A 23,995-nucleotide genomic window follows, 5' to 3' on the forward strand; every position below is an offset into this window, starting at 1 on the left:
CCACTGCCGCGACCGCCCTCCGCGACCGCGCCCCGCACGGGTGGCCGTTCGCACCTTTCGGGGTGCTTCCGGGCCACCGGCGAGACACCGGTCGCGGAGGGCGGGTGCGGGGTCAGAAGCGGGCGGGTTCGCGGTAGACGCCCCACTCGGCGCGCAGCGCGTCGCAGATCTCGCCGAGGGTCGCCTCGGCGCGGACGGCGTCCAGCATGGCCGGGATCATGTTCTCGCCGGTACGGCCGACCTCGACCATCCGGGCGACGGCGGCGGTGACGGCGGCGTCGTCCCGGGCGGCCTTGCGCTCGGCCAGCACCCGACGCTGCTCCAGCTCCACCTCGTGCGAGATGCGCAGGATCTCCAGCTCCTTGGCGACCGTGCCGGTGTGGCAGTTGACGCCGACGATCCGCTTGTCGCCCTTCTCCAGCGCCTGCTGGTAGACGAAGGCGGACTCGGCGATGTGGCCGGTGAACCAGCCGTCCTCGATGCCGCGCAGGATGCCGGAGGTCATCGGGCCGATCTGGTGCGGGCCCTCGCCGCCGAGCTGCCGGATCCGGGCGAAGATCTCCTCCGCCTCGGCCTCGATCTTGTCGGTGAGCGCCTCGACGTACCAGGAGCCGCCGAGCGGGTCGGCGACGTTGACCACGCCGGTCTCCTCCATCAGCACCTGCTGGGTACGCAGGGCGATCTCGGCGGACTCGTCGGTGGGCAGGGCCAGGGTCTCGTCGAGGGCGTTGGTGTGCAGCGAGTTGGTCCCGCCGAGCACCGCGGCGAGCGCCTCCACGGCGGTGCGTACCACGTTGTTGACCGGCTGCTGCGCGGTCAGCGACACCCCGGCGGTCTGGGTGTGGAACCGCAGCCAGAGCGCCTTCTCGCTGGTCGCGCCGTAGACGTCGCGCAGCCAGCGGGCCCAGATCCGGCGGGCGGCGCGGAACTTGGCGATCTCCTCGAAGAAGTCGACGTGCGAGTCGAAGAAGAAGCTCAGGCCCGGGGCGAAGACGTTGACGTCCAGCCCGCGGCTCAGCCCCAGCTCGACGTAGCCGAACCCGTCGGCCAGGGTGTACGCGAGCTCCTGCGCGGCGGTCGAGCCGGCCTCGCGGATGTGGTAGCCGGAGACCGAGAGCGGCTTGTACCGCGGGATCTCCCGGGCGCAGTACTCCATCAGGTCGCCGATCAGGCGCAGGTGCGGCTCGGGGTCGAAGAGCCACTCCTTCTGCGCGATGTACTCCTTGAAGATGTCCGTCTGCAGCGTGCCGTCCAGCTTGGACAGGTCGGCACCCTGCCGCTCGGCGGCGACCAGGTACATGCAGAAGACCGGCACGGCCGGGCCGGAGATGGTCATCGAGGTGGTGACGCCGGCCAGGTCGATGCCGTCGAAGAGCGCCTCCATGTCGGTGGCGGTGTCGATGGCGACGCCGCAGTGGCCGACCTCGCCGAGCGACTGCGGGTCGTCGGAGTCGCGCCCCATCAGGGTCGGCATGTCGAAGGCGACCGAGAGCCCGCCGCCGCCGGCGCCGAGGATCATCTTGTAGCGCTCGTTGGTCTGCTGGGCGTTGCCGAACCCGGCGAACTGCCGGATCGTCCAGGTGCGCCCCCGGTAGCCGGTCGGGTAGAGCCCCCGGGTGTACGGGAACTCGCCCGGCCAGCCGATCCGGTCGAAGCCCGGGTACGCGGTGCCCTCCGGCGGGCCGTAGACCGGGTCGACGGTCATCCCGGACAGCGTGGTGAAGTCGGCGTCCCGCTTTCGCGCGGCGTCGTAGCGGGCCTGCCAGCGTGCCCGTCCGGCTGCGATCTCGTCGGCGTTCATCCGCGGGGCTCCTCCTCGAGTCCTCGACTGAACACCGAGTGTAGAACGGAGTCCTGAACGATCGCTAAGGAAGTCCGTACCGGTCGGTAACCTGATCAGGCCGGGGCGTCGAGCGCGACGTCGTCCACCCGGATGTTGATCTCGTCGGCGCGCAGCCCGTACGCCTCGACCGCCGCCGTCACCGCGACCCGCACGGCGTCGGTCACCTGCGGCACCGGGTGCCCGGCGGAGATCACCAGCACCAGGTTGACCACGGCCCCGCCGTCGGTCACGTGCGCCGAGCAGCCCCGCCGCGCGTCGCCGACCTGGTCCAGGCCGACCCGGTCGAGCACGGCGTTGAAGAACCGGGCGACGTCGCCACCGAGCTCGGCCACCCCGGGCACGGACCGGGCGGCGGCCACCGCGATCTTCTCCACCACCTCGTCGGAGACCTGCGTCGTCCCGCCCGCCACCGCGTCCGGAGTCACCGACAGCTCCTGCGTCGCCTCGTCAGCCATGGTCTCCCCACACCGTCGTCCGTGCCCCACGGTTGCCATGGAGCGGTGCGAGCGTACTAGGCGGGCGGGTCCGCAGTGGAGCCGTCAGCCCTGAGCCCGGCCCGCGGCGATCCGGCGCAGCGCGTCGGGGGTGGCCAGTTCGCCACGCAGCTCGGGGCGCGCCTGGTAGAAGGTGAGCGCGTCGAGGACCAGGACCGGGTCGTTGGCCAGCCAGTACTCCCGCACCACCAGGAAGGGGAAGAAGCGCAGCTCCCCCGTGTCGAACCGCCCGGTGTGCCGGCGTACGACGGTGTCGTCCGACAGGGCCGCCCGGACCACGATCGACGGGGTGCCGAGCCGCACCGTCCCGACCGCCTGGACGTCGCGCCACGGCACCCGGTGGATGTGGGCGAGACCGCGATGCGTGATCCCGGCCGGCGACAGGGTCAGTCCGCCGGGGGCCAGCCGCAGCACGGTCAGCAGGTACCACCCGAGCAGCAGCGCCAGCGCCGCGAACCCGACCGCGAGGACCCACCCGAGGACGCCGCCCTCGCGAGCACGGCGTGTACCGACGGGCCGCGACCGGACCGACCCTCCGTCTCCGGCCGCACCGGCCCCTGACCCGCGTCCATCCCGTACCCCCGGAGTCACCACCGATCGCGCTCGGTCGATGATGACTGTGCCCACGGGGCGGGTCCGTCAACCGCCGGACGGGGCGGCCGGACGGGTCAGGAGCCGAGCTGGGCCAGCAGCTCGTCCGCGGCGGCGTACGGGTCGAGCGCACCCTCGGCCACCTTGGCGGCGAGCGTCGACAGCTCCGTACCGTCGCGCAGTGAACCGATCCGGGCGCGCAGCGCGCCGAGCGCGATCGCCTCGATCTCGGCGGCGGCCCGCGTCTCCCGGCGGCGGCGCAGCTCGTCGTGCTGCTCCAGCCAGCCGCGGTGCTTGTCGATGGCGGCGGCGATGTCGTCGATCCCCTCGCCCCGCGCGGCGATCGCCCGGACCACCTGCGGACGCCACTCGCCGGGCCCGCGCTCACCGAGGGCGATCATGCCCTGGATGTCGCGGACCGTCGCGTCGGCGCCGTCCCGGTCGGCCTTGTTGACCACGAAGACGTCGGCGATCTCCAGGATGCCGGCCTTGACCGCCTGGATCGCGTCGCCCATGCCGGGGGCCAGCAGGACCAGGGTGGTGTCGGCGAGCGAGGCCACCTCGACCTCGGCCTGGCCGACCCCGACGGTCTCCACCAGCACCACGTCGCAGCCGGCGCCCTCCAGCACCCGCACCGCCTGCGGCGTGGCCGCGGACAGCCCGCCGAGGTGGCCCCGGCTGGACATCGAGCGGATGTAGACCCCCGGGTCGGTGGCATGGTCCTGCATCCGGACCCGGTCGCCCAGGATCGCGCCGCCGGTGAACGGGCTGGACGGGTCGATCGCCAGCACACCGACCCGGTGACCGCGCGCCCGCAGCGCGCGCACCAGCTCGTTGGTGGTGGTCGACTTGCCCACCCCGGGCGAGCCGGTCAGGCCCACCACCTGGGCCTGACCGGCGTACGGCGCGAGGGCCGCCGCCACCTGCGGCAGCACCTCGTCGCCGGACTCGACCAGGGTGATCAGCCGGGCCACCGCGCGGGGGTCACCCGCGCGGGCCCGCTCCACCAGCATCGGTACGTCCCGGCTGCGGCGCACCGGTCCGGTGGCCGTCGCCGGGGCGTGATCGACGGCGTCGCTCACTGTGGTCCCTTTGTTCACGGCTGCGAAGCTCGCAGCACCGACTCGCTCCGCGCGCTCACTGCTGGCTCTCGGCCCCAGCCGGCACGTGGATGATCAGCGCGTCACCCTGACCGCCACCGCCGCAGAGCGCGGCTGCGCCGGTGCCGCCGCCCCGGCGCTTGAGCTCCAGCGCGAGGGTGAGCACCAGCCGGGCACCGGACATGCCGATCGGGTGGCCCAGCGCGATCGCGCCGCCGTTGACGTTGACCTTGTCCGAGCTGATCCCGAGGTCGCGGGCCGACTGGATGCCGACCTGGGCGAACGCCTCGTTGATCTCGATCAGGTCCAGGTCGGCGACGCTCAGCCCGCCCTTCTTGAGGGCGTGCTGGATGGCGTTGGACGGCTGCGAGTGCAGCGAGTTGTCCGGCCCCGCGACGTTGCCGTGCGCGCCGATCTCGGCCAGCCAGGTCAGCCCCAGCTCCTTGGCCTTGGCCTTGCTCATCACGACCACGGCGGCGGCGCCGTCGGAGATCGGCGAGGAGCTGCCCGCGGTGATGGTGCCGTCCCTGGTGAACGCCGGGCGCAGCTTCGCCAGCGACTCGGCCGTGGTGTCGGGACGGATGCCCTCGTCCTCGCTGATCACCAGCGGCTCGCCCCTGCGCTGCGGGATGACCACCGGGGTGATCTCGTCGGCGAAGTGGCCGTTCTTCTGCGCGGCGGCGGCCCGCTGGTGGCTGGTCGCGGCGAACGCGTCCTGCTCCTCGCGGGTGATGCCGTGCCGCACGCCGTGCTTCTCGGTGGACTCGCCCATCGCGCAGCAGTCCCAGGCGTCGGTCAGCCCGTCGAGCGCCATGTGGTCCTTGATCGTGACGTCGCCGTACTTGTAGCCGGAGCGCTGGCCGAGCAGCAGGTGCGGGGCGTTGGTCATCGACTCCATGCCGCCGGCCACCACGATGTCGAACTCACCGGCCCGGATGAGCTGGTCGGCCAGGGCGATCGCGTCCAGGCCGGAGAGGCAGACCTTGTTGATGGTCAGCGCCGGCACGGACATCGGGATGCCGGCCTCGACCGCCGCCTGCCGAGCCGGGATCTGCCCCGCGCCGGCCTGGAGCACCTGCCCCATGATCACGTACTGCACCTGGTCCGGAGCGACGCCGGCGCGCTCCAACGCCGCCTTGATCGCGACGCCGCCCAGCTTCGTCGCCGGGAGATCCTTGAGGTTGCCCAGCAGGCGCCCCATGGGGGTCCGCGCGCCGCTGATGATCACCGAAGCCATTGCCTGCCTCCGAGGGGGGTGCCGACCTGTACGCCTTAACGATTGTTCGGTCAGACTAGCGCCATGGCTGAGAACTCCCCCGTCGAGCCCGCTGCCGACTATGTCACAGACATCGGCCTGCGCCGCATCGACCACGTCGGGGTCGCGGTCGCCGACCTCGACGCCGCGATCGACTTCTACCAGCGCACCTTCGGCATGCGCTGCGTGCACGTCGAGACCAACACCGAGCAGGGCGTACGCGAGGCGATGCTGGCCGTCGGCCCGACCACCGAGGGCGGCTGCGTGCAGCTGCTCGCCCCGCTGACCCCGGAGTCGACCATCGCGAAGTTCCTGGACCGCAACGGGCCGGGCGTGCAGCAGGTGGCGTACACGGTGGCCGACATCGACGCCGCCTGTGCCGCGCTGCGCGAGCGGGGCGTACGGCTGCTCTACGAGAAGCCGAAGCGCGGCACCGCCGACTCCCGGATCAACTTCGTGCACCCCAAGGACGCCGGCGGCGTCCTGGTCGAGCTGGTCGAGCCGGCCGCCGACGCCCACTGACCGTCGCCCGCCCACTCGCCCGTCCCGCCGTTCGCGGCGTGTCGCGGTGTCCCCGTCGCCGGACACCGCGACATGCCGCGAACGGTGCCGGCGGACCCGCCGGCCGGCCCCGGGAACGGGGCGGAGCGCGGGGGTGCGCGGTACGGGTGCGGCGTGGACACCTCCACGCATCGGTCAATGCAGTTTTTCACACAGGACTTCCGGCCCTAGCTACCGTTCAGTAACGTCCCGGCCCAACAAGGAGCGCGACCGGTGGCCGGATGTGTCGATTGCCGACATGGCGGTCGGTCGCACCGGCGCCGACGATGGCAGCACCCCTGCCCCCCGGCGTGGGTGCGGACGAACGGGAGGTCACCGTGCAGGACATCCTCGAAGCGATCATGGCGGCGGAAGGCTCCGACCGACCGGAGCGCGAACTCGCCGGTCTCGCCGGACTGCCGGTACCGGAGACCTACCGCGGCATGGTCGTCCGGGCCGAGGACACCCGGATGTTCGACGGGATGGCCACCCGCGACAAGGACCCGCGCAAGGCCCTGCACCTGCAGGAGGTGCCCACCCCGGAGCTCGGCCCGGGCGAGGCCCTGGTCGCGGTGATGGCCAGCGCCATCAACTACAACACGGTCTGGACCAGCATCTTCGAGCCGCTGCCGACCTTCAAGTTCCTCCAGCGCTACGGCCGGCTCTCCGAGCTGACCCGCCGGCACGACCTGCCGTACCACGTGGTGGGTTCGGACGCGGCGGGCGTGGTGCTGCGCACCGGTCCCGGCGTGACCAAGTGGAAGGCCGGCGACGAGGTCGTCGCGCACTGCCTCTCGGTGGAGCTGGAGGACGCGGCCGGCCACGACGACACCATGCTCGACCCGCAGCAGCGGATCTGGGGCTTCGAGACCAACTTCGGCGGCCTGGCCGAACTGTGCGTGGTCAAGGCCAACCAGCTGATGCCCAAGCCGCGCCACCTCAGCTGGGAGGAGGCGGCCAGCCCGGGGCTGGTCAACTCGACCGCGTACCGGCAGCTGGTCTCGCACCACGGCGCCAACATGAAGCAGGGCGACGTGGTGCTGATCTGGGGCGCCTCCGGCGGCCTGGGCGGCTACGCCACCCAGATGGCGCTCAACGGCGGCGCGATCCCGGTCTGCGTGGTCTCCTCGCCGGAGAAGGCCGAGCTGTGCCGGTCCATGGGGGCCGAGCTGGTCATCGACCGCTCCGCGGAGGGCTTCCGGTTCTGGAAGGACGAGCACACCCAGGACCAGGACGAGTGGCGCCGCCTCGGCGAGCGGATCCGCGAGCTGACCGGCGGCGACGACCCGGACATCGTCTTCGAGCACCCCGGCCGGGAGACCTTCGGCGCCAGCGTCTACGTGGCCAAGAAGGGCGGCACCATCGTCACCTGCGCCTCCACCAGCGGCTACCAGCACCAGTACGACAACCGCTACCTGTGGATGCACCTCAAGCGGATCGTCGGCAGCCACTTCGCCAACTACCGTGAGGCGTGGGAGGCCAACCGGCTGGTCGCGCTCGGCAAGATCCACCCGACGGTGTCGAGGACCTACCCGCTGGAGCAGACCGGCCAGGCCGCGTACGAGGTGCACCGCAACGCCCACCAGGGCAAGGTCGGCGTGCGCTGCCTCGCCCCCACCGACGGGCTGGGCGTCCGGGACACCGAGCTGCGGTCCCGGCACGAGGACGCGATCAACCGGTTCCGCGGCCACTGAGCCGTCCGGGTGATGCCGGCATGCCCATTGCGGTGAGGCGGCCATTGCCTTTCCACATGGGCGTCGGACCCCATTCGAGTGACGACGGACAAAGGGCCGCGGGCATCCCCCGCGGCCCTTTTCCCGTTCACCGCCGGTGACGTCGGCCTGCCTGCAACCTGCCAAGATCGCCTATTGGTCCGATGTCTGCCGAGTGCGGAAGTTGACCATGTAATGAGGACACGAAAGCTCGGGACCGCTCTTGCGAACGACCCCGGGGGGTCTGCGAGTATGTCCCAATGCCCCAGCAGCAGTCCCCTCTCGCGTTCTTCGATAACGCGAACTCGCAGCCAGATTTCACCGTCGGCCTGCGCGGATACAACACCCACCAGGTCGATGACTTCATCGGCCGGATGACCGCCGCGCTGACCCAGTCCGAGCAGGCCCGCGCCGAGGCCGAGCAGCGGATGAACGACGCCCAGCGTCGGCTCCGCCAGGCCGAGCAGCGCCAGAGCGCGCTCGAGCAGAAGCTCACCGACACCAACAAGCAGCTCGAGGAGAACAGCCGGCCGACCCTCTCCGGCCTGGGCACTCGCGTCGAGCAGATCCTGCGGTTGGCCGAGGAGCAGGCCAACGACCACCGCAACGAGGCCAAGCGCGAGTCGGAGGGCATCCTCTCCGCGGCCCGCCTGGAGGCCCGCGAGATCACCGACAAGGCGCGCGCCGAGGCGGCGGCGATGAAGGCCACCGCCGAGCGGGAGGCCGGCAACGTCCGCACCACCGCCGAGCGCGAGGCCGCCGAGGTCCGCGTGCAGGCCCGCCGCGAGGCCGACACCCTGCGCGCCGACGCCGACCGGGAGACCAAGCAGCTGCGTACGGTCACCGCGCACGAGGTGGCCGAGCTCAAGTCCACGGTCGAGCGGGAGGTCGCCACCCTGCGCGCCACCGCCGAGCGGGAGATCACCCAGCAGCGGGCCAAGGCCGCGCGCGAGGCCGAGGAGAAGCGGGCCGAGGCGACCAAGCTGCTCACCGACGCCCGCGACAAGCGGGACAAGGACCTCCAGGCCCTGGAGCTGCAGCTCGCCGAGCGTCGCGAGAAGGCCGAGCGCCAGGAGTCCGAGCGGCACGCCGCGCAGGTCGCGCAGACCCAGAAGCTGGTCGGCGAGGCCGAGCAGCGGGCCCACGCCGCCCAGGAGCGCGCCAAGGAGATCGAGCAGCGCGCCGAGGCCCGCCGGGTGGAGTCGGAGCGCACCGCCAACGAGACCGTCGACAAGGCCAAGGCGCTCGCCGACAAGACCCTCAACGAGGCCAAGGCCGAGGCGAAGCGGCTGCTCACCGAGGCGCGCACCGAGGCCGAGCTGACCACCCAGGCGGCCCGCCGCGAGGTCGAGGACCTCACCCGCCAGAAGGACGCCGTCACGTCGCAGCTCGGCCAGATGCTCTCCGGCCTGGCCGGCATCGTGCCGGGTGTGCCGGCGCAGCAGCCGGCCGCCGCGCCGGCGAAGCCGGAGGCCGCCAAGGCCGCCGGCACCGAGCAGCGGGCGACCGCGGAGACGGCCAGCTGACCCACCGCACCGTCGGGGCATGAGTTCACGGCGCGGGGTGACACCGGGTGACCGGTGGCACCCCGCGCCGTATGCGTTTCCCAACTCCTGATACGGCCGGTACGTCCGACGTGAAGTAGGTCGCAACAGGGGCGTCCGTATCGCCCCAGCAGGACCCAATGCGTGTGAGGATGGGGGCATGTCGCACGGCGAGGAACTGTTCGCTCTCGGCGGGGACGTGACCACGGAGCCCAGCTTCGAGTCCGCCCTGCGGGGGTACGAGAAACGACAGGTCGACCGGTACGTCGCTCGTGCGGAGCACGAGATCGCGACCCTGACGGCCGAGCGGGAACAGGCGTACACCCAGATCCACAAGCTGGCCGGGCAGGTCGAGCATCTCCAGCGGGACCTGGCCCAGGTGCGCAAGCAGATTGGCGTGGTGGACCGCGCCTCGTTCAAGCACCTGGGGCCCCGAGTCGAGCAGATCCTCGCCCTCGCCGAGGAGCAGGCGGACGCCATCCTGAGCGCCGCCAGCGAGGAGATCGAGGCCCGTCGCGCCGCCGCCGAGCACATCATCGACGAGGCCCGCGAGCAGGCCGCCAAGGCGCTCAAGGACTTCGAGATCGCGTTGGCGGCACGGCGCGCCGAGGAGGAGCGGCACACCGCCGCCCGCAAGGCCGAGGCGGCGACCGCGCTCAAGAGCGCCAAGGAGGACGCGGCCCGGCTGCGGGCCACGGCCCAGGACGAGTCGAATCGGCTGCGCGCCACCGCCCAGGACGAGTCGACCCGGCAGCGCACCGCCGCCCAGGAGGCGCTGACGAAGGCGCAGCAGGAGGCCACCCAGCTCCGCGACACGGCCAAGGAGATCCACAGCCGGGCCCAGCAGGAGGCCACCAAGCTGCGCGAGACGGCCAAAGAGGCGCTGGCGAAGGCGCAGCAGGAGGCCACCGAGCTGCGCGAGGCGGCCAAGGAGGTGCACGCGAAGGCCCAGCAGGAGGCCAAGCGGCTCACCGAGTCGGCGGCCGAGGCCGGGCGGGCCACCCACGCCAAGGCCCTCCAGGAGGCGAAGCGGATCACCGACGACGCCGAGGAGGCCGCTAAGGGCACCCGGGGCCGGGCCCGGCAGGAGGCACACCGGCTGACCACGGAGGCCGCCGAGACGGCCAAGCGCAGCCGCGCCGAGACCGAGGCGTACGTGCAGCGGATGCGCAGCGAGACCGAGGCGTACGTGCAGCACGCCCGCGCTCAGACGCAGCAGGAGCTGGGCGCCTGGCGGGCGGGCGTGGAGAAGGAGGTCAACGGCCGGCGGGAGGCCGCCGACCGGGAACTGGCCCAGCGTCGCGCCGCCATCGAGCAGGAGTACGCCAAGCGCCGCGACGAGCTGGAGAAGAAGTACACCAGCCGGCACGAGGAGCTGGAGAAGCAGCACAAGACCCGCCACGACCAGCTGGAGCGGGAATGGACGGCGCGCCGCGACGAGATCGAGCAGGGCGCCGCCGAGGTCCGTCGGTCCGCCGAGGTCGACGCGCTCACCATGCGCCGCCGGGCCGAGGAGGAGGCCACCACGCTGCTCCAGCGGGCCGAGACGGAGTCGGCCGACAAGCGCCGCAAGGCCGACGAGCACGTCGCGGCGTCCCGCCGGCAGTTCGAGGAGTACGCCGCCACCACCCAGCAGCACCTGGCCACCACCCAGCAGCACCTGGCCGCGACGCAGCAGGAGGCGGCCGCGGGCCGGCAGCAGCTCGCCCAGGTGATGCTGGAGATCGCGCAGGCCCAGCAGCAGCTCGCCGACCTGCGCCAGGAGACCTGGCAGGCGCGGCAGGAATCCGACGAGCTCCAGCGGCAGATCACCGAGTCCCAGCTCCGGAAGGTCACCGGGACGGCGGCCGTACCGACGACGGGCGGTGCCGCTCCGGCGCTCGCCAGCGTCACCTCGACCGACGGCGCGAAGCCCACCGGCGACGGCGCGAAGCCCAAGGCCGACGCCGTGAAGGCCATCGCCGACAGTGCGAAAGTCACCGGCGACGGCGCGAAGCCCGCGCCGGACACGGACGGAGCCAGGCCGAACGCCGAGCCGGTCGCCGGCACGGACGGGACGAAGCCCAAGGCACACCCGGTGGCCGAGGCGGTGACCACCGTGGACGGCGGCACGGCCAGCGCCGGTGTCGACGGGGAGCCGACCGTGGCCGCGGTGCCCGGCACGGCGGGCCGCGAGGCCACCCCGACCAAGATCACCAGCACCGGCGAGAACGGCAAGCGGCCGACCAAGCCGACCACCGACGAGCGCGGCGCCAAGCCGAGCAAGGTCACCGCCGAGTCGGAGTGACCGGGGCCGTTCCGGCGGCGGCGAGCGCCGGAACGGCTGCCCGGGTGAGCTGGGCCAGGACTCGCCCGGCCCCGCACGGTGATCCGGCCGTCCGCGTCGCCACCGGGCCGGACCGATCGCCCTTCGCCGCCGAGGTCCTGAGCCTGTCCCGGGTCCTGAAGCGCCTCGACGCGGCCCACGACGGTCTCGACCCCCCCTGCGGTCCCGACCCCCCTGCGGTCCCGATCCCGCCAGCGTCGTGGCGACCCGGACCCGACGACACCCCTCCGCCACACGCTTTGCTCTGCTGCGGTCCCGGCAACAGCGGAGCGCTCCCAGTGTTGCCGGATGGGCAGCAGAGCAAAGGAGCTGAAGGGACCGTCGGGGTGCCCGGCGCGGTGCGACCCTTCAGGTGGAATGACGAACCAGCGGTCGGCAAGCAGCCGGCCCGGGCGGTCCGCCCGGGCGGAAGGCCGTCCAGCCGAGGCCCGGTCGGCGGGGCACGGCTGGTCCGACAGGCCTGGAGAGCGGCCGGACATTGCGGACGGGGCTGGCTCGGGCACCTGCCCGCCACTACCCTCCGGGCAGGGGGCTGGCCCGGGGCTCGGGCCAGGGACGGTCCGACAGGTTCCGGCGTACCGCCGGGACACGAACCGGGGAGGTCGGGTGGGACAGGACGAACCGGTGGAGGGCGAATTTCGGGACGACGCCGGCACCCGACCCACCACGCCCGGTGGGAGACGCACCCAGCGCGACGGAGAGCACCCGTCGACCGACGCCGACCCGACGGAATTCGAGCCCACCGGGGAGCGGACCGCGACCGGCGCGCACGCGACCACGTCGACCGACGCCGCCTCGACGGAATTCGAGCCGGCCGCTCCGGTGGCGACCCCCTCGGGGCGCTACGGCCAGCCGGGGCGGCCGCTGCGGCGGAGCAGCTTCCTGGTCGGCTTCACCGGGGCGCTCGGCGTGCTGCTGGCGTACACGCTCTATCTCGGCGTCCGCAACGCCGGCGGCATCCTCGTCCTGGTGGTCATCGCGCTCTTCCTGGCGATCGGGCTCAACCCGGCGGTGGTCCGGTTGCGCTCCTGGGGAGTGCCGCACGGTCTCGCGGTGGCGACGGTGGTGCTCACCCTGGTGCTGCTGATCGCCGGCGGCCTGGTGGCGATCGTGCCGCCGGTGGTGACGCAGACCGGGGAGTTCGTCAACCAGATCCCCAGCTACGTCGAGGAGTTGCGGCGCAACCACACGGTCAACGACCTGGTGGAACGGTACGGCGTGATGGAGCGCGTGCGGTCGGCGGCGAACGCCGACACCGTGGGCCGGGCGCTCGGCGGTGTGCTCGGCGGCGCCCAGCTCATCTTCGGCACCCTGCTCCGGGCGCTCACCGTGCTGGTGCTGACCATCTACTTCCTGGCCTACTTCGACAAGCTGCGCGCCCTGGCGTACGCGCTGGTCCCCCGCTCGCGGCGGCAGCGGGTCAGCCTGATCGGCGACGCGATCCTGACCAAGGTCGGGGCGTACATGGTGGGCGCGCTGAGCATCGCCGTGCTGGCCGGTGTGAGCACCTTCGTCTTCGCGCTGGTCGTCGGGCTGCCGTACCCGTTCGCGCTGGCCGTGGTCGTCGCCGTGACCGATCTGATCCCGCAGATCGGCGCCACCCTCGGCGCGGTGATCGTCGCCCTGGTCGGGTTCGCCACCGGGCTGCCGACCGGGATCGCCTGCGCGGCCTTCTTCCTGATCTACCAGCAGGTGGAGAACTACCTGATCTACCCGAAGGTGATGCGGCGGTCGGTGGAGGTCAACGAGGTGGCCGCCCTGCTCGCCGCGCTGCTGGGGGTGGCGCTGATCGGCGTGGTCGGCGCGCTGATCGCCATCCCGACGGTGGCGGCGCTCCAGCTCATCCTGCGCGAGGTGGTGCTGCCCCGGCAGGAGGCCCGCTGACCCTCAGTCCCGCACCGGCCCCGGGACGGGCGTGTCGGCGAAGGAGGCCACCGTGCGGTCGGCGTACGCGCTGACGTCGCCGGTCTCCATCGGGCCGTCCCAGGTGGTGGGCAGCGGCAGCGGCACCGCCGGGTTGACCCGCCGGACGATCTCGTCCAGCACCGTCTCGGCGTCGCCCACCCAGAGGTGCTTCGCGCCGGGCACCCCGACCACCTCGGCCTGCGGCACCGCCGCGAAGCGCTCCCGCGCCTCGTCCGGCCGCAGGTAGTCGTCGAACTCGGGCACCAGCGCGGTAAGCGGGGTGCCCGCCTCGGCCCACACCGCGAGATCCGCCGGCTCGGAGAAGCGCAGCGGCGGGGAGAGCAGGATGGCACCGGCCACCGCCGGGTCGCAGCCGTGCTTCAGGGCCAGGTCGGTGCCGAACGACCAGCCCACCAGCCAGATGTTCGGCAGCTCGTGAAACTCGGCGTACTCGATCGCGGCGGCGACGTCGAAGCGCTCCCCCACCGCTGCGTCGAAGGCGCCCTCGCTGGTGCCGCGGACGCTGCTGGTGCCCCGGGTGTTGAACCGGAGCACGGCCAGGTCGGCCAGGGCCGGCAGCCGCCAGGCCGCCTTGCGGAAGACGTGGCTGTCCATCATCCCGCCGTGGGTGGGCAGCGGGTGCAGGCAGACCAGGGTGGCCACCGGCTCCCGGTCGACCGGCCGGGCCAGCTCACCGACCAGGCGCAGGCCGTCGGCGGTGTGCAGCTCGATGTCCTCCCGGTGGCCGGGCAGGATCGACGAGGCGCGGATCGGTGTGCTCACCGCTCAAGTCTGGCGCGACTTCACCGCCGCCGCCCGCCCGGGCGGAAACAGGGTGATCCAGATCGCTCAGCCGTACTTCGGCGCGCTGCGCCCGCGCTGGATCGCCGGGCCGCGCCGGTCGCGGGCCCGCCAGCAGCCGCTGTGCCAGTGCCGGCGGTCGGTGAGGTCACCCGTCCCGTCCGCCGGCCAGGCCACCAGGTGCGCCACCCCGGGGCGGATCTCCTGGTCACAACCGGGGCAGCGGTACGTCTTGGTGGACGCCCCGCCGCCGATCCCGCGTACCTGCCACTCGCCGTCGCGCCACTGCTGCACCGTCTCCACGCCCTGGCGGACCCGGGCGGAGTCCAGGTGTCCGGCGTCCTCGCGGCGGGGACGGTTGCGACGGGGGCTCACGTCGTCAAGGTTACGGCGCGGCCGGCGGGTTGAGCCCGCCGGCCGGGCCGACGTCAACGCCAGGTCTCCGGTCGGGCGAGGTCGCCGGCCAACCGCACACCGGCGAGCGCCGTCGCCGCCTCCTCCTCGCTGAATCCCGATGCCGGCCACCCGAAGGTGGCGGTCAGATGCGCCTTCGGGATGCCCAGCAGCTCCACCTGGGGAAGAGTGGGATTGCGGAAGAGCGCCCTGCCCCCGACCACTCGGTTTCCCTCGGTCCGGCCCCGTTCGATGCCCTCGTTGTACTGAAGGCTCACCGACATCGACTGTTCGGAGCCGCGGACGACGGTCAACGAGCTGTTCAGCCGTCCCGGGAAGCCAGTGACGTCCACCCGACAGCTGGCCACGGCCGCACCGGGAGGCAGGGTTGTCAGCTGGATCGGAGCGGTGCACCGCCGGGGCTCATCCCAACGCAGTGCGTCTGCCGCGACCAGCAGCTCGGCCTGCGGGCCGTCGATCACCACGGCTCGGGCGTACAGGCCGCGGGAAGGCTGCCAGTGGCGCACCCGGACCTGCCGACTGCCGTCGGCAACCGTGACCGTCCGACCGTCGAACGCCGCCTCGGTGGCCAATTCGCGCAGCCCAACCTCCAGCCCCTCCATCGGCCGCTCGGACAGCGCCGAGGACGAGCGGGCCAGATCGACGCTGACCGTCCGGCCGCTGCCGACGTCGATCCGAACCGACTCCACACCTTCTGCCACCGCCCAGCCCAGGTAGCGCCCGCGGGCCGGATCGACGCCGAAGTGCAGCACCTTCGGATCTGCCCCGACCAGGTCGGGCCGGGTGGCAGCTCCGGCGATCCCGTCGACGCGGGGCGGCGCGACCACCAGCCTGGCCGGCGCGGCGGCCGGCGGGGGCGAGCCGGACTCCGGCGGGCCGGCCGCCACACCGACACTCAGCACGGCGGTCAGGCCCAACGCCGCGCCGGCCGCCATCCGCCGCCGGCGTCGACGGGTCTGCCCGCCGGCAACGGCCCGCGCGGTCAGCAGACGGGTGTCCACCGCCCCCTCGGCACGGTCCCGAAGCGCGCTAACGATTGCCTGATCGAGGTCGGTCACGGCCGGCTCCCGTTGGTCGTGGGAACGCCGTAGCGCCCCCGCAGTTGGGTGAGCGCCCGCATCGCGTGGGTGCGGACGGTGACCGGCGAGCAGTTCAGGATCTGGGCGATCGTCCCGTCGTCGAGATCCTCGTAGTAGCGCAGCACCAGCACCGCCCGCTGGCGGTCGGGCAGCGCGAGGATCATCCGCCACAGCTCGTCCCGCTCGGCCGCCTCGCCGCCGAGGTCGCCACGGTGGGGCCGATCGGCGAACTCCGCGGTGGCCAGCTCGCGGCTGGAGCGCCGACGCCACCAGGACGTGTTGGCGTTGACCAGCATCCGCCGCACGTAGACGTCCGGGTGGTCGGCGCGGGCGATCCTGCGCCAGTGCACGTAGGCACGCGCCAGCACGTCCTGGGTGAGGTCCTCGGCGCGGTGCTCGTCACCGGTCAGCAGCCGGGCCAGGCGGACGAGCGCCGGGCCGCGGCTGCTGACGTACTCCTCGAAGGTCACACCCTCAAGACGCCGTCACGGGCGCGGCGTGTTGACCGGGGTCAGCGACGGGTGTGGTCGCGGAAGCCCCGGCCGCTCTTGCGACCCAGGTAACCGGCGGTGACCAGGTGCTCCAGCAGCGGCGCGGGGGCGAAGCCCGGCTCGCGCAGCTCCAGGTAGAGCTCCCGCTGGATGGCCAGCGAGACGTCCAGCCCGACCACGTCGAGCAGCTCGAACGGGCCCATCGGGTAGCCGCAGCCGAGCTTCATCGCGTAGTCGATGTCGTCGGCGGTGGAGTAGCTGGCCTCCAGCATCTTCACCGCGTCGTTCAGGTACGGGAAGAGCAGCGCGTTGACGATGAACCCCGAGCGGTCACCGCAGACCACACCGGTCTTGCCCAGCGTCGCGCAGACCGCCTTGGCGGTGGCGGTGGTCTCCGTCGAGGTGCGGATGGTCTGCACCACCTCGATCAGCGGCATGATCGGCGCCGGGTTGAAGAAGTGCAGCCCCACCACGTCGGCCGGGCGCTGGGTGGCCATCGCCACGTCGATCACCGGCAGCGAGGAGGTGGTGGTGGCGAGCACGACGCCCGGCTTGCAGATCTCGTCGAGGCTGGCGAAGAGGGCCTTCTTGACGCTCAGCTCCTCGACCACGGCCTCGACCACCAGGTCGACGTCGGCCAGGTGCTCCAGCGTGGCGGACCAGTTGATCCGGCCCAGCGCCGCATCCCGGTCGGCCTCGCTGAGCTTGCCGCGCACCACGCCCTTGTTGAGCGAGGTCTTGACGGACTCGAAGACCTTGGCGGACTTCTCCGCGCCCCGGGTGACCGAGACGACCTCGTAGCCGGCCTTGGCGAAGACCTCGATGATGCCGGTGGCCATCGTCCCGGAGCCGACCACGCCGACCTTGGTGATCCCCCGGGCGCCGTCGGCGAGTGCCGACTCCGACGCCACGGGCGTCTGCTCGTCGGGTACGACCACCGGGGAGCCCGGCCGCTCGTAGGTGTAGAAGCCCCGGCCGGACTTGCGGCCGAGCAGACCCGCGGTCACCATCTGCTTGATCAGCGGCACCGGGGCGTGCCGGCGGTCGCGACCGCCCCGCCGGTACATGGTGTCCAGGATCTCGTACGCGGTGTCCAGGCCGATCAAATCCATCAGCGCGAGCGGGCCCATCGGCAGGCCGCAGCCGAGCTTCATGGCGGCGTCGATGTCCTCGCGAGTGGCGTACCGCGCCTCGAACATGCTGACGGCGTGGTTGAGGTAGCCGAAGAGCAGCGCGTTGGCGATGAAGCCGGCCCGGTCGTTGATGGTGACGTCGACCTTGCCGAGCCGCTCGCAGAGCGCCTCGACGTCGGCGACCACGTCGGCGGAGGTGACCACCGTGCGGACCACCTCGACCAGCTTCATCACCGGGGCGGGGTTGAAGAAGTGGATGCCGATCACCTGGTTGGGCCGGGTGGTGGCGACCGAGATCTCGGTGACGCTCAGCGACGAGGTGTTGGTGGCCAGGATGGCCTCGGGCTTGCAGACCCGGTCCAGCTCGGCGAAGATCCGCTGCTTCAGGTCGAGGTGCTCGGGGACGGCCTCGATCACCAGGTCCACCGAGTGCAGCGCGTCCAGCCCGACCTGGAAGTTCACCCGGGACAGCAGGGCGTCCCGGTCGGCCTCGGCGAGCTTGCCCTTGGCGACGGCCCGGTCGGTGGAGCCGGTGAGGGTGACCCGGCCGCGCTCCAGGGCGGCGGCGGAGATCTCCACCGCGACGACCTCGATGCCGTTGCGGGCGAACACCTCGACGATGCCGGCACCCATGGTGCCCAGACCCACCACACCCACACTGGTGAACTCGCGCGCCACGACCGGCCTCCCCTGGTTTGCTCCGCACCCCGCCGACTTGAACGGCGACTAAGGTTATGCGCCGGAGTCTGCCACGCGACGCTGCGTTGTCGAGACGCCGTGGGATATTTCACGCACCGGGTCAGTTCGTCGCCGGCACCCCCGTCAGCGCCAGCAGCTCGGCCACGAACTCGGCCGGCCGTTCCACGTGCGGGCTGTGCCCGCAGCCGGGAAGCACCACCTCCCGGTACGTGCCGCCGGCCGCGGCGTACCGCTCCAGCACCGCCCGGGTCTGCCCGACCATCGGCTGCGGCGGGCACGCCTGCTCCCCCGGCCAACCCGGCACCATCCCCAACGACCCCAGGTACGCCAGGTCGAACAGCGAGGTGTCCGAGACGATCACGTCGGCGTCGCCGCGTAGCCAGGCGACGGGCGGCTTGACCTCGACGGCGACCAGCTCGTCGGCGAGCCGGAAGTGGGCCGGGGCGAGCGCGTTGAGCACACCGCGCGAACCGGGCGCGGTGCCGGGCCAGTGCGGCGAGGTGCCGGCCGTGCCGGGGTAGTTGTCCTCGCCGGTGGCGGTGGAGAGCAGGCTGTCCAGCAGCAGTTCCTCGTCCTCGCCGAGCGCGGCCGGGTCGGCGACGTAGGTCGTCCGCAGCACGCTGCGCGGGCTGGTCGGGGCGTCCGCCCTCCGGTCGCCGGCGGCGAGCCTGGCCACGAAGTCCGGGTTCACCGAGCCGGCACCGGTGCCGGCGAAGTCGGGCGTGGTCGGGGTGCCGTCGAGGTCGCGGGTGCCACCGAAGCCGTACGGCGACACCGGGGCTTCCAGCAGCAGGGCCGCCACCCGGTCCGGGTGGTCGACCAGCAGCCGCATCGCCACCCCGCCGCCGAGGGAGTGCCCGACCACCACCGGGCGCGCGCCGGCGGCGAAGAGACCCGGCTCGTCGAGCAGGGCGGCCACGTCGTCGGCGAAGTCGGCCAGCCCCCGGGTCGCGTCCACCGGGGCGGTCTCGGTGTCGCCGTACCCGCGCAGGTCGGGCGCGACCACCCGGAGCGTCGCGGGCAGCCGGCGGACCAGCGGTTCCCAGAACGCCGAGGAAGAGCCGTTGCCGTGCACCAGCAGCACCGGCACGCCGTCCGGCGGTCCGGCCACCCGTACCCGCTGGGTGATGCCGTTGGCCGGCACGGTCCGCTGCTCGATCTCCATCCGCGGCATGCTGCCACGGCAGCGTCCCCCGGTCCATGGGCCGGCCGCCCACTATCCGGCGCGGCCGGATGTGCCGCCCCCGCACGACGACCGGGGTCCGGAGGTCAGGACGCGGCGGCAGGTCAGGTGGCGCCTTCGGTCCCGGCCGCCGATCCGACCGGCTCGCCGCCGACGGCCCGGGCGTCGGTCTGCGCGGTGGCGGGGGCGGCCAACGGCAACGGCAGGGTCGGTCGGTGGTCCCGGCGGACCGGGCCCCCGCCGGCGAAGCGCAGCCCCACCGGGTCGGTGGTGGCCAGGCCCGGGTCGAAGAAGCGCAGTTCGGTACGGCCGAGCCGGACCACGTCACCGTCGCAGAGCTGCTCCGGGCCGGTGATCCGCCGGTCGTTGAGCCACGTGCCGTTGGCGGAGCCCAGGTCCACCAGGACGGCCCCGGCGTCGGTCAGCCGCACCTCGGCGTGCCGCCGGCTCAGGTGCGGGTCGGTCACCACGATGTCGGCGGTCGGCGCGCGGCCGATCACCTGCGGCCGTGGGCTCAGCCGGAAGCTGGCCCCGCGCATCGCCCCGCCCGCCACCGTCAGCAGCGGTATCAGTTCCGGACGATCCTCCATGGACTGTCAGCTCCCCACCCACTGTCGCCCCCGCGTCAGCGTGCCAGTTCCCCCCGCCCACCTCACCACCCGCGCGGACACCTCCGCGACCCCGGCCGGACAACTACCGCTAACCGATTCGGGCGGCGGCGACACGGGTCCACGTCGCCGGCGGCACGCGGTACGGCCGATCCGGGGCGGGCCGCCGGGGACCCCGGTCACCCCTACCGGTGGGTAATCTCCGGGTCTAGACTTCCGCCATGACGGCTGTGCATGTCCCCGGCACCCCGGTCATCGAGGGCGATCGGCTGGTCTCGACGAGCCCCGCGACGGGCGCCGAAGCCGGCCGCTTCCCCGTGGCCACCCCCGACGACGTCGCCCGCGCGGTCGAGCGGGCCCGGGCCGCCGGCGAGTGGTGGGCCGGTCTGGGCTTCACCGGGCGCCGGGAGCGGCTGCTGCGCTGGCGCGGCCTGCTCGCCCGGCGGATCGAGGAGCTGGCGGAGCTGGTCCACGTCGAGGGCGGCAAGCCGGTCGCCGACGCCATCGTCGAGATCCTCACCGCGATCGAGCACATCGACTGGGCCGCCCGCAACGCCCGCCGGGTGCTGGGGCCGCGCCGGGTCCGCTCGCGGCTGATCCTGGCCGAGTTCTCCGGCCACCTCGAATACCAGCCGTACGGGGTGGTCGGGGTGATCGGCCCGTGGAACTACCCGGTCTTCACCCCGATCGGCTCCACCGCGTACGCCCTCGCCGCCGGCAACGCCGTCGTGCTCAAGCCCAGCGAGTACACCCCGGCCGTCGGGCAGTGGCTGGTGGACGCCTTCGCCGAGGTGGTGCCGGAGCAGCCGGTGCTGACCGCGGTGCACGGTCTCGGCGACGTCGGCGCGGCGCTGTGCCGCTCGGGCGTGGGCAAGCTGGCCTTCACCGGCTCGACCGCCACCGCCAAGAAGGTGATGGCGGCCTGCGCCGAGTCGCTGACCCCGGTGCTGCTGGAGGCCGGCGGCAAGGACGCGATGATCGTGGACGCCGACGCCGACCTGGACGCCGCCGCCGAGGCGTGCGTCTGGGGCGCGCTGACCAACGCGGGCCAGACCTGCATCGGCATCGAGCGGGTCTACGCCGTCGATCCGGTCTACGACGCCTTCGTCGACAAGGTGGTCGCCCGCGCCGGCCGGCTGACCGTGGGCCCGGAGGGCGCCGACATCGGCCCGATCACCATGCCCAGCCAGCTCGACGTGATCCGGCGGCACATCGACGACGCCGTCGCGGCCGGTGGTCGCGCCGTGCTCGGCGGGCCGGGCGCGGTCCAGCCGCCGTACGTGCACCCGACGGTGCTGGTCGACGTACCCGAGACCTCGGCCGCCGTCCGCGAGGAGACCTTCGGCCCGACGCTGACGATCAGCCGGGTGAGCGACGCCGACGAGGCCGTACGCCGGGCCAACGCGCTGTCGTACGGCCTGGGGGGTTCGGTCTTCGGTCGCAAGCGCGCGGTGGCGATCGCCCGGCGGCTGCGCTCGGGCATGGCCTCGGTCAACTCGGCGCTCACCTTCGCCGGCATGTCCACGCTGCCGTTCGGCGGGGTGGGTGACTCCGGCTTCGGGCGGATCCACGGCGAGGACGGGCTGCGCGAGTTCGGCCGGGCCAAGTCGATCACCAAGCGCCGGGCCCGGTCGCTGCTGCCGTCGATGACCTTCGAGCGGACCCCCGCCGACGTGGCGCGCCTGGTCAAGGCCGCCAAGGTGATGTACGGCCGACGCTGAGCGGGCAGCGGGTCAGAAGAGGGTCAGCTCGTCGCGCTCGATGCCGCGCAGCTTGTCGTAGTCGACCACCACGCACCGGATCCCCCGGTCGGTGGCGAGCACCCGGGCCTGCGGCTTGATCTCCTGCGCGGCGAAGACGCCGGAGACCGGGGCGAGCAGCGGGTCGCGGTTCATCAGCTCCAGGTAGCGGGTGAGCTGCTCCACGCCGTCGATCTCGCCGCGCCGCTTCACCTCGACGGCCACCGCGCCGGACTTGGCGTCCCGGCAGAGCAGGTCGACCGGGCCGATGGCGGTCATGTACTCGCGCCGGACCAGAGTGAAGCCCTCACCGAGGGTCTCCGGGTTGGCGGCGAGCAGCTCCTGCAGGTGCGCCTCGACGCCGTCCTTACGCAGGCCCGGGTCGACCCCCAGCTCGTACGAGGTGTCCTGGAAGATCTCCTCCAGGGTGATCCGCAGCTCCTCGCCGGCCTTGTTGACCACCCGCCAGACGCCCGGGGCCTCCTCGAGCCGGCAGGGCGGGCTCATCCAGTTCAGCGGCTTGTACGCCCGGTCGTCGGCGTGGATCGACACGGAGCCGTCCGCCTTGACCATCAGCAACCGCGTGGCCAGCGGCAGGTGAGCCGAGAGCCGTCCGACATAGTCCACCGAGCACTTCGCAATCACCAGCCGCACCCGACGAGGGTAGCCGAGGACCGGACCATCGCCACCGAGCGGCACTGGCGTGCCGGTGCGATGCTGAGATGGTGTTCGAAGTTCTCACGGGTACCGGCCTGGCCGCATCGGCCGGCCTGAACGCCTACATCCCCCTGATCATCATGGGACTGCTGGCCCGTTACACCGACCTGATCGAGCTGCCGAGCGGCTGGCAGTGGCTGGGCAACGGCTGGGTCGTGCTGATCCTGGCGGTGCTGCTCGCCGTCGAGGTCGTCGCCGACAAGGTGCCGGTGGTCGACCACGTCAACGACCTCGTGCAGACCGTCGTCCGCCCGACCGCCGGCGGCCTGGCGTTCGGCGCCGGCGCCAGTTCGGAGACCGTGACGGTCAGCGACCCCGGGAGCTTCTTCTCGTCCCACCAGTGGGTGCCGGTGGTGACCGGTGTCGTCATCGCGCTCGGCGTGCACCTGCTGAAGTCGGCCGCCCGGCCGGTCGTCAACGCCACCACCGCGGGCTTCGGCGCGCCTGTGGCCAGCACCGCCGAGGACGCGACCAGCGTGGTCATGTCCCTGGTGGCGATCGTCCTGCCGGTGCTGGTGCTGGCCTTCCTGCTGGGGCTGATGGCCTTCCTCTTCTGGTTCCTGCGACGCCGCTCCGACCGCCGCCGGGAACGCCAGGCGGCCCGCGCCGCCGGCTTCCGCGTCTGACCCCGGGTACGCCCACACCCCGCCCATCCCTTCACCGCGCGCTGGGCCGCGTCCCGCCTTCGGGGCGATCTTGGACAGTTGTCGTTTCGAGGGGACGGTAGGTGTCCAAGATTCGGTCGGACGGGAGCCGGGGCGGATACGCCGCTGGCCGGCACCCCGTTCGGGGGTGCCGGCCAGCGTTGATCGTTCGGGTGGGTCAGCTGTTCCAGTGCTTGGCGACCAGGTCGGCGGCCTGCTGCTCCCACTGGGCGTAGTGGTCCGGGTAGGCCGACACCTGCACGGTCTGCGCGGCCTCGGTCAGCGGCATGTCCTTCCACCCGTCGACCTGCTTCAGACCCTTCAGGAACGCCATCGTGGAGTACTCGGGGTCGGTGATCTGCTCGACCGTGCCCCAACCCGAGGACGGACGCTGCTGGAACAGGCCCTGCGAGTCGTAGTCGTTGCGCTCACCCAGGTGACCCAGGTTCTCCAGCTTCGACTCCTGCAGGCTGGTCGCGATCGCGACGACGGCGGCCCGCTCGTCCATGCCCGACTTCTTCGTCGCCGCGATGATCGCCTTGACGTTCTTCGTCTGCTCGTCGCCCACGTCGATGCGGGACTGCTTGCCCTGCACACCGTGCGGGATCAGCTTGCTCTTGTCCACACCCGGCTTGTCGGCCTGCACCACAGCAACAGCCTTGGCGTCCACCGCCGGGGCGGCGTGAGCCTCGGTGACCGGGCCGGCGAAAACGCCACCGGCGAAAGCCAGACCAGCAATACCCAGAACGCTCTTCCGCAGAATGGTGGTGTTCATGAGGGTGGCTCCATTCGGGGGTTGGCACCCAGGCTCGATGGGGGTCGAGCGGGCACAAGCACCACGACGGCGCTCAAAAGATCAAGGGAAAGTCTTCGCCCCGGCAGGCTTCACGAGCGGGGGGCTCGGCGCCGGGTCCATGTGTAACGACCGGCGGCCCGCCATCATTCCGGGGCCCGCATCCCGGGCGGCCCACGTGATGGGGCCAGGCCAGCGGGGTGCTGCTGCGATCGTCCAGGTGATGTAACGACACCGGCCCGGCCACCATTCCGCCGCCAGGGTGCCGCCGGTCACGGGACGACCCGACACTGGCTGGCCCAGACCCGGACATCCGGGCAGGCCTAGCGGACCCGGTAACCGGACATCCGGCACCGCGATGCTAAACCGGAGCTTGACACCCGG

21 protein-coding genes are annotated in these 23,995 nt (G+C 72.6%); 7 read left to right on the top strand and 14 right to left on the bottom strand.

What is annotated here, in order from left to right; genetic code table 11:
* Positions 1-112: 112 nt before the first annotated feature.
* The 5 genes from ACTWM8_RS24960 to ACTWM8_RS24980 form a co-directional block, all read right to left on the bottom strand.
* Positions 113-1,801, bottom strand: a complete 1,689-nt coding sequence (locus ACTWM8_RS24960; protein WP_446211133.1) for an acyl-CoA mutase large subunit family protein — start codon at positions 1,799-1,801, stop codon at positions 113-115.
* 95 nt (positions 1,802-1,896) lie between these two features.
* Positions 1,897-2,298: an Asp23/Gls24 family envelope stress response protein gene (locus ACTWM8_RS24965; protein ID WP_179801570.1), complete on the bottom strand. Its 402-nt coding sequence runs from the start codon at positions 2,296-2,298 to the stop codon at positions 1,897-1,899.
* A gap of 84 nt (positions 2,299-2,382) precedes the next feature.
* Entirely contained in the window at positions 2,383-2,751 is a 369-nt protein-coding gene (locus tag ACTWM8_RS24970) for a hypothetical protein (protein ID WP_446211134.1), read from the bottom strand.
* 254 nt (positions 2,752-3,005) lie between these two features.
* Entirely contained in the window at positions 3,006-4,010 is a 1,005-nt protein-coding gene (meaB, locus tag ACTWM8_RS24975) for a methylmalonyl Co-A mutase-associated GTPase MeaB (RefSeq protein WP_446211135.1), read from the bottom strand.
* 55 nt (positions 4,011-4,065) lie between these two features.
* The gene (locus tag ACTWM8_RS24980) at positions 4,066-5,265 is read right to left on the bottom strand and encodes an acetyl-CoA C-acetyltransferase (RefSeq protein WP_446211136.1); all 1,200 of its coding nucleotides are present in this window, start codon (positions 5,263-5,265) and stop codon (positions 4,066-4,068) included.
* A gap of 63 nt (positions 5,266-5,328) precedes the next feature.
* Between ACTWM8_RS24980 and mce the strand changes: the two genes are divergently transcribed.
* The 5 genes from mce (at position 5,329) to ACTWM8_RS25005 (ending at position 13,289) form a co-directional block, all read left to right on the top strand.
* On the top strand, positions 5,329-5,805 hold the full coding sequence (gene mce / locus ACTWM8_RS24985) for a methylmalonyl-CoA epimerase (protein WP_154942305.1): 477 nt from the start codon (positions 5,329-5,331) through the stop codon (positions 5,803-5,805).
* Positions 5,806-6,161: 356 nt separating this feature from the next.
* The gene (gene ccrA / locus ACTWM8_RS24990; RefSeq protein ID WP_446214663.1) at positions 6,162-7,517 is read left to right on the top strand and encodes a crotonyl-CoA carboxylase/reductase; all 1,356 of its coding nucleotides are present in this window, start codon (positions 6,162-6,164) and stop codon (positions 7,515-7,517) included.
* A 278-nt stretch (positions 7,518-7,795) separates the two neighbouring features.
* Positions 7,796-9,061 (top strand): cell division protein DivIVA, encoded by a 1,266-nt coding sequence (locus ACTWM8_RS24995; protein ID WP_377607805.1) that lies wholly within the window; start codon positions 7,796-7,798, stop codon positions 9,059-9,061.
* A 178-nt stretch (positions 9,062-9,239) separates the two neighbouring features.
* Positions 9,240-11,366 carry a hypothetical protein gene (locus tag ACTWM8_RS25000; RefSeq protein WP_446211137.1) on the top strand — a complete coding sequence of 709 codons (2,127 nt, stop codon included), beginning with the start codon at positions 9,240-9,242 and terminating at the stop codon, positions 11,364-11,366.
* Positions 11,367-12,227: 861 nt separating this feature from the next.
* Positions 12,228-13,289, top strand: coding sequence for an AI-2E family transporter (locus ACTWM8_RS25005; protein ID WP_446214664.1), 1,062 nt, complete (start codon positions 12,228-12,230; stop codon positions 13,287-13,289).
* A gap of 3 nt (positions 13,290-13,292) precedes the next feature.
* On the opposite strand, the gene ACTWM8_RS25010 is transcribed toward ACTWM8_RS25005, so the two are convergent.
* The 7 genes from ACTWM8_RS25010 to ACTWM8_RS25040 form a co-directional block, all read right to left on the bottom strand.
* Positions 13,293-14,093: an alpha/beta hydrolase gene (locus ACTWM8_RS25010; RefSeq protein ID WP_446211138.1), complete on the bottom strand. Its 801-nt coding sequence runs from the start codon at positions 14,091-14,093 to the stop codon at positions 13,293-13,295.
* A gap of 66 nt (positions 14,094-14,159) precedes the next feature.
* Complete coding sequence (locus ACTWM8_RS25015; protein WP_446211139.1) at positions 14,160-14,486, bottom strand: hypothetical protein; 327 nt, start codon at positions 14,484-14,486, stop codon at positions 14,160-14,162.
* 53 nt (positions 14,487-14,539) lie between these two features.
* Complete coding sequence (locus ACTWM8_RS25020) at positions 14,540-15,526, bottom strand: hypothetical protein (RefSeq protein ID WP_446211140.1); 987 nt, start codon at positions 15,524-15,526, stop codon at positions 14,540-14,542.
* Between the two features lie 53 nt (positions 15,527-15,579).
* Positions 15,580-16,074, bottom strand: a complete 495-nt coding sequence (locus ACTWM8_RS25025; protein WP_446211141.1) for a SigE family RNA polymerase sigma factor — start codon at positions 16,072-16,074, stop codon at positions 15,580-15,582.
* A 41-nt stretch (positions 16,075-16,115) separates the two neighbouring features.
* A complete protein-coding gene (locus ACTWM8_RS25030) occupies positions 16,116-17,906 on the bottom strand; it encodes a 3-hydroxyacyl-CoA dehydrogenase family protein (protein WP_446211142.1) in 1,791 nt (596 codons plus the stop codon).
* Positions 17,907-18,027: 121 nt separating this feature from the next.
* Positions 18,028-19,092, bottom strand: a complete 1,065-nt coding sequence (locus tag ACTWM8_RS25035) for an alpha/beta fold hydrolase (protein WP_446211143.1) — start codon at positions 19,090-19,092, stop codon at positions 18,028-18,030.
* A gap of 122 nt (positions 19,093-19,214) precedes the next feature.
* Positions 19,215-19,700 carry an FHA domain-containing protein gene (locus ACTWM8_RS25040; RefSeq protein WP_446211144.1) on the bottom strand — a complete coding sequence of 162 codons (486 nt, stop codon included), beginning with the start codon at positions 19,698-19,700 and terminating at the stop codon, positions 19,215-19,217.
* Positions 19,701-19,939: 239 nt separating this feature from the next.
* On the opposite strand from ACTWM8_RS25040, the gene ACTWM8_RS25045 reads away from it, so the two are divergent.
* Entirely contained in the window at positions 19,940-21,439 is a 1,500-nt protein-coding gene (locus tag ACTWM8_RS25045; RefSeq protein WP_446211145.1) for an aldehyde dehydrogenase family protein, read from the top strand.
* A gap of 12 nt (positions 21,440-21,451) precedes the next feature.
* Here ACTWM8_RS25045 and nucS read toward each other — a convergent pair whose 3' ends face one another.
* On the bottom strand, positions 21,452-22,111 hold the full coding sequence (nucS, locus tag ACTWM8_RS25050; RefSeq protein ID WP_446211146.1) for an endonuclease NucS: 660 nt from the start codon (positions 22,109-22,111) through the stop codon (positions 21,452-21,454).
* A gap of 71 nt (positions 22,112-22,182) precedes the next feature.
* On the opposite strand from nucS, the gene ACTWM8_RS25055 reads away from it, so the two are divergent.
* Positions 22,183-22,800, top strand: coding sequence for a DUF4126 domain-containing protein (locus ACTWM8_RS25055; RefSeq protein ID WP_446214665.1), 618 nt, complete (start codon positions 22,183-22,185; stop codon positions 22,798-22,800).
* Between the two features lie 196 nt (positions 22,801-22,996).
* On the opposite strand, the gene ACTWM8_RS25060 is transcribed toward ACTWM8_RS25055, so the two are convergent.
* A complete protein-coding gene (locus ACTWM8_RS25060) occupies positions 22,997-23,593 on the bottom strand; it encodes a hypothetical protein (RefSeq protein ID WP_446211147.1) in 597 nt (198 codons plus the stop codon).
* Positions 23,594-23,995 lie beyond the last annotated feature (402 nt).

This window comes from Micromonospora sp. IBSANI012 (assembly GCF_052814045.1).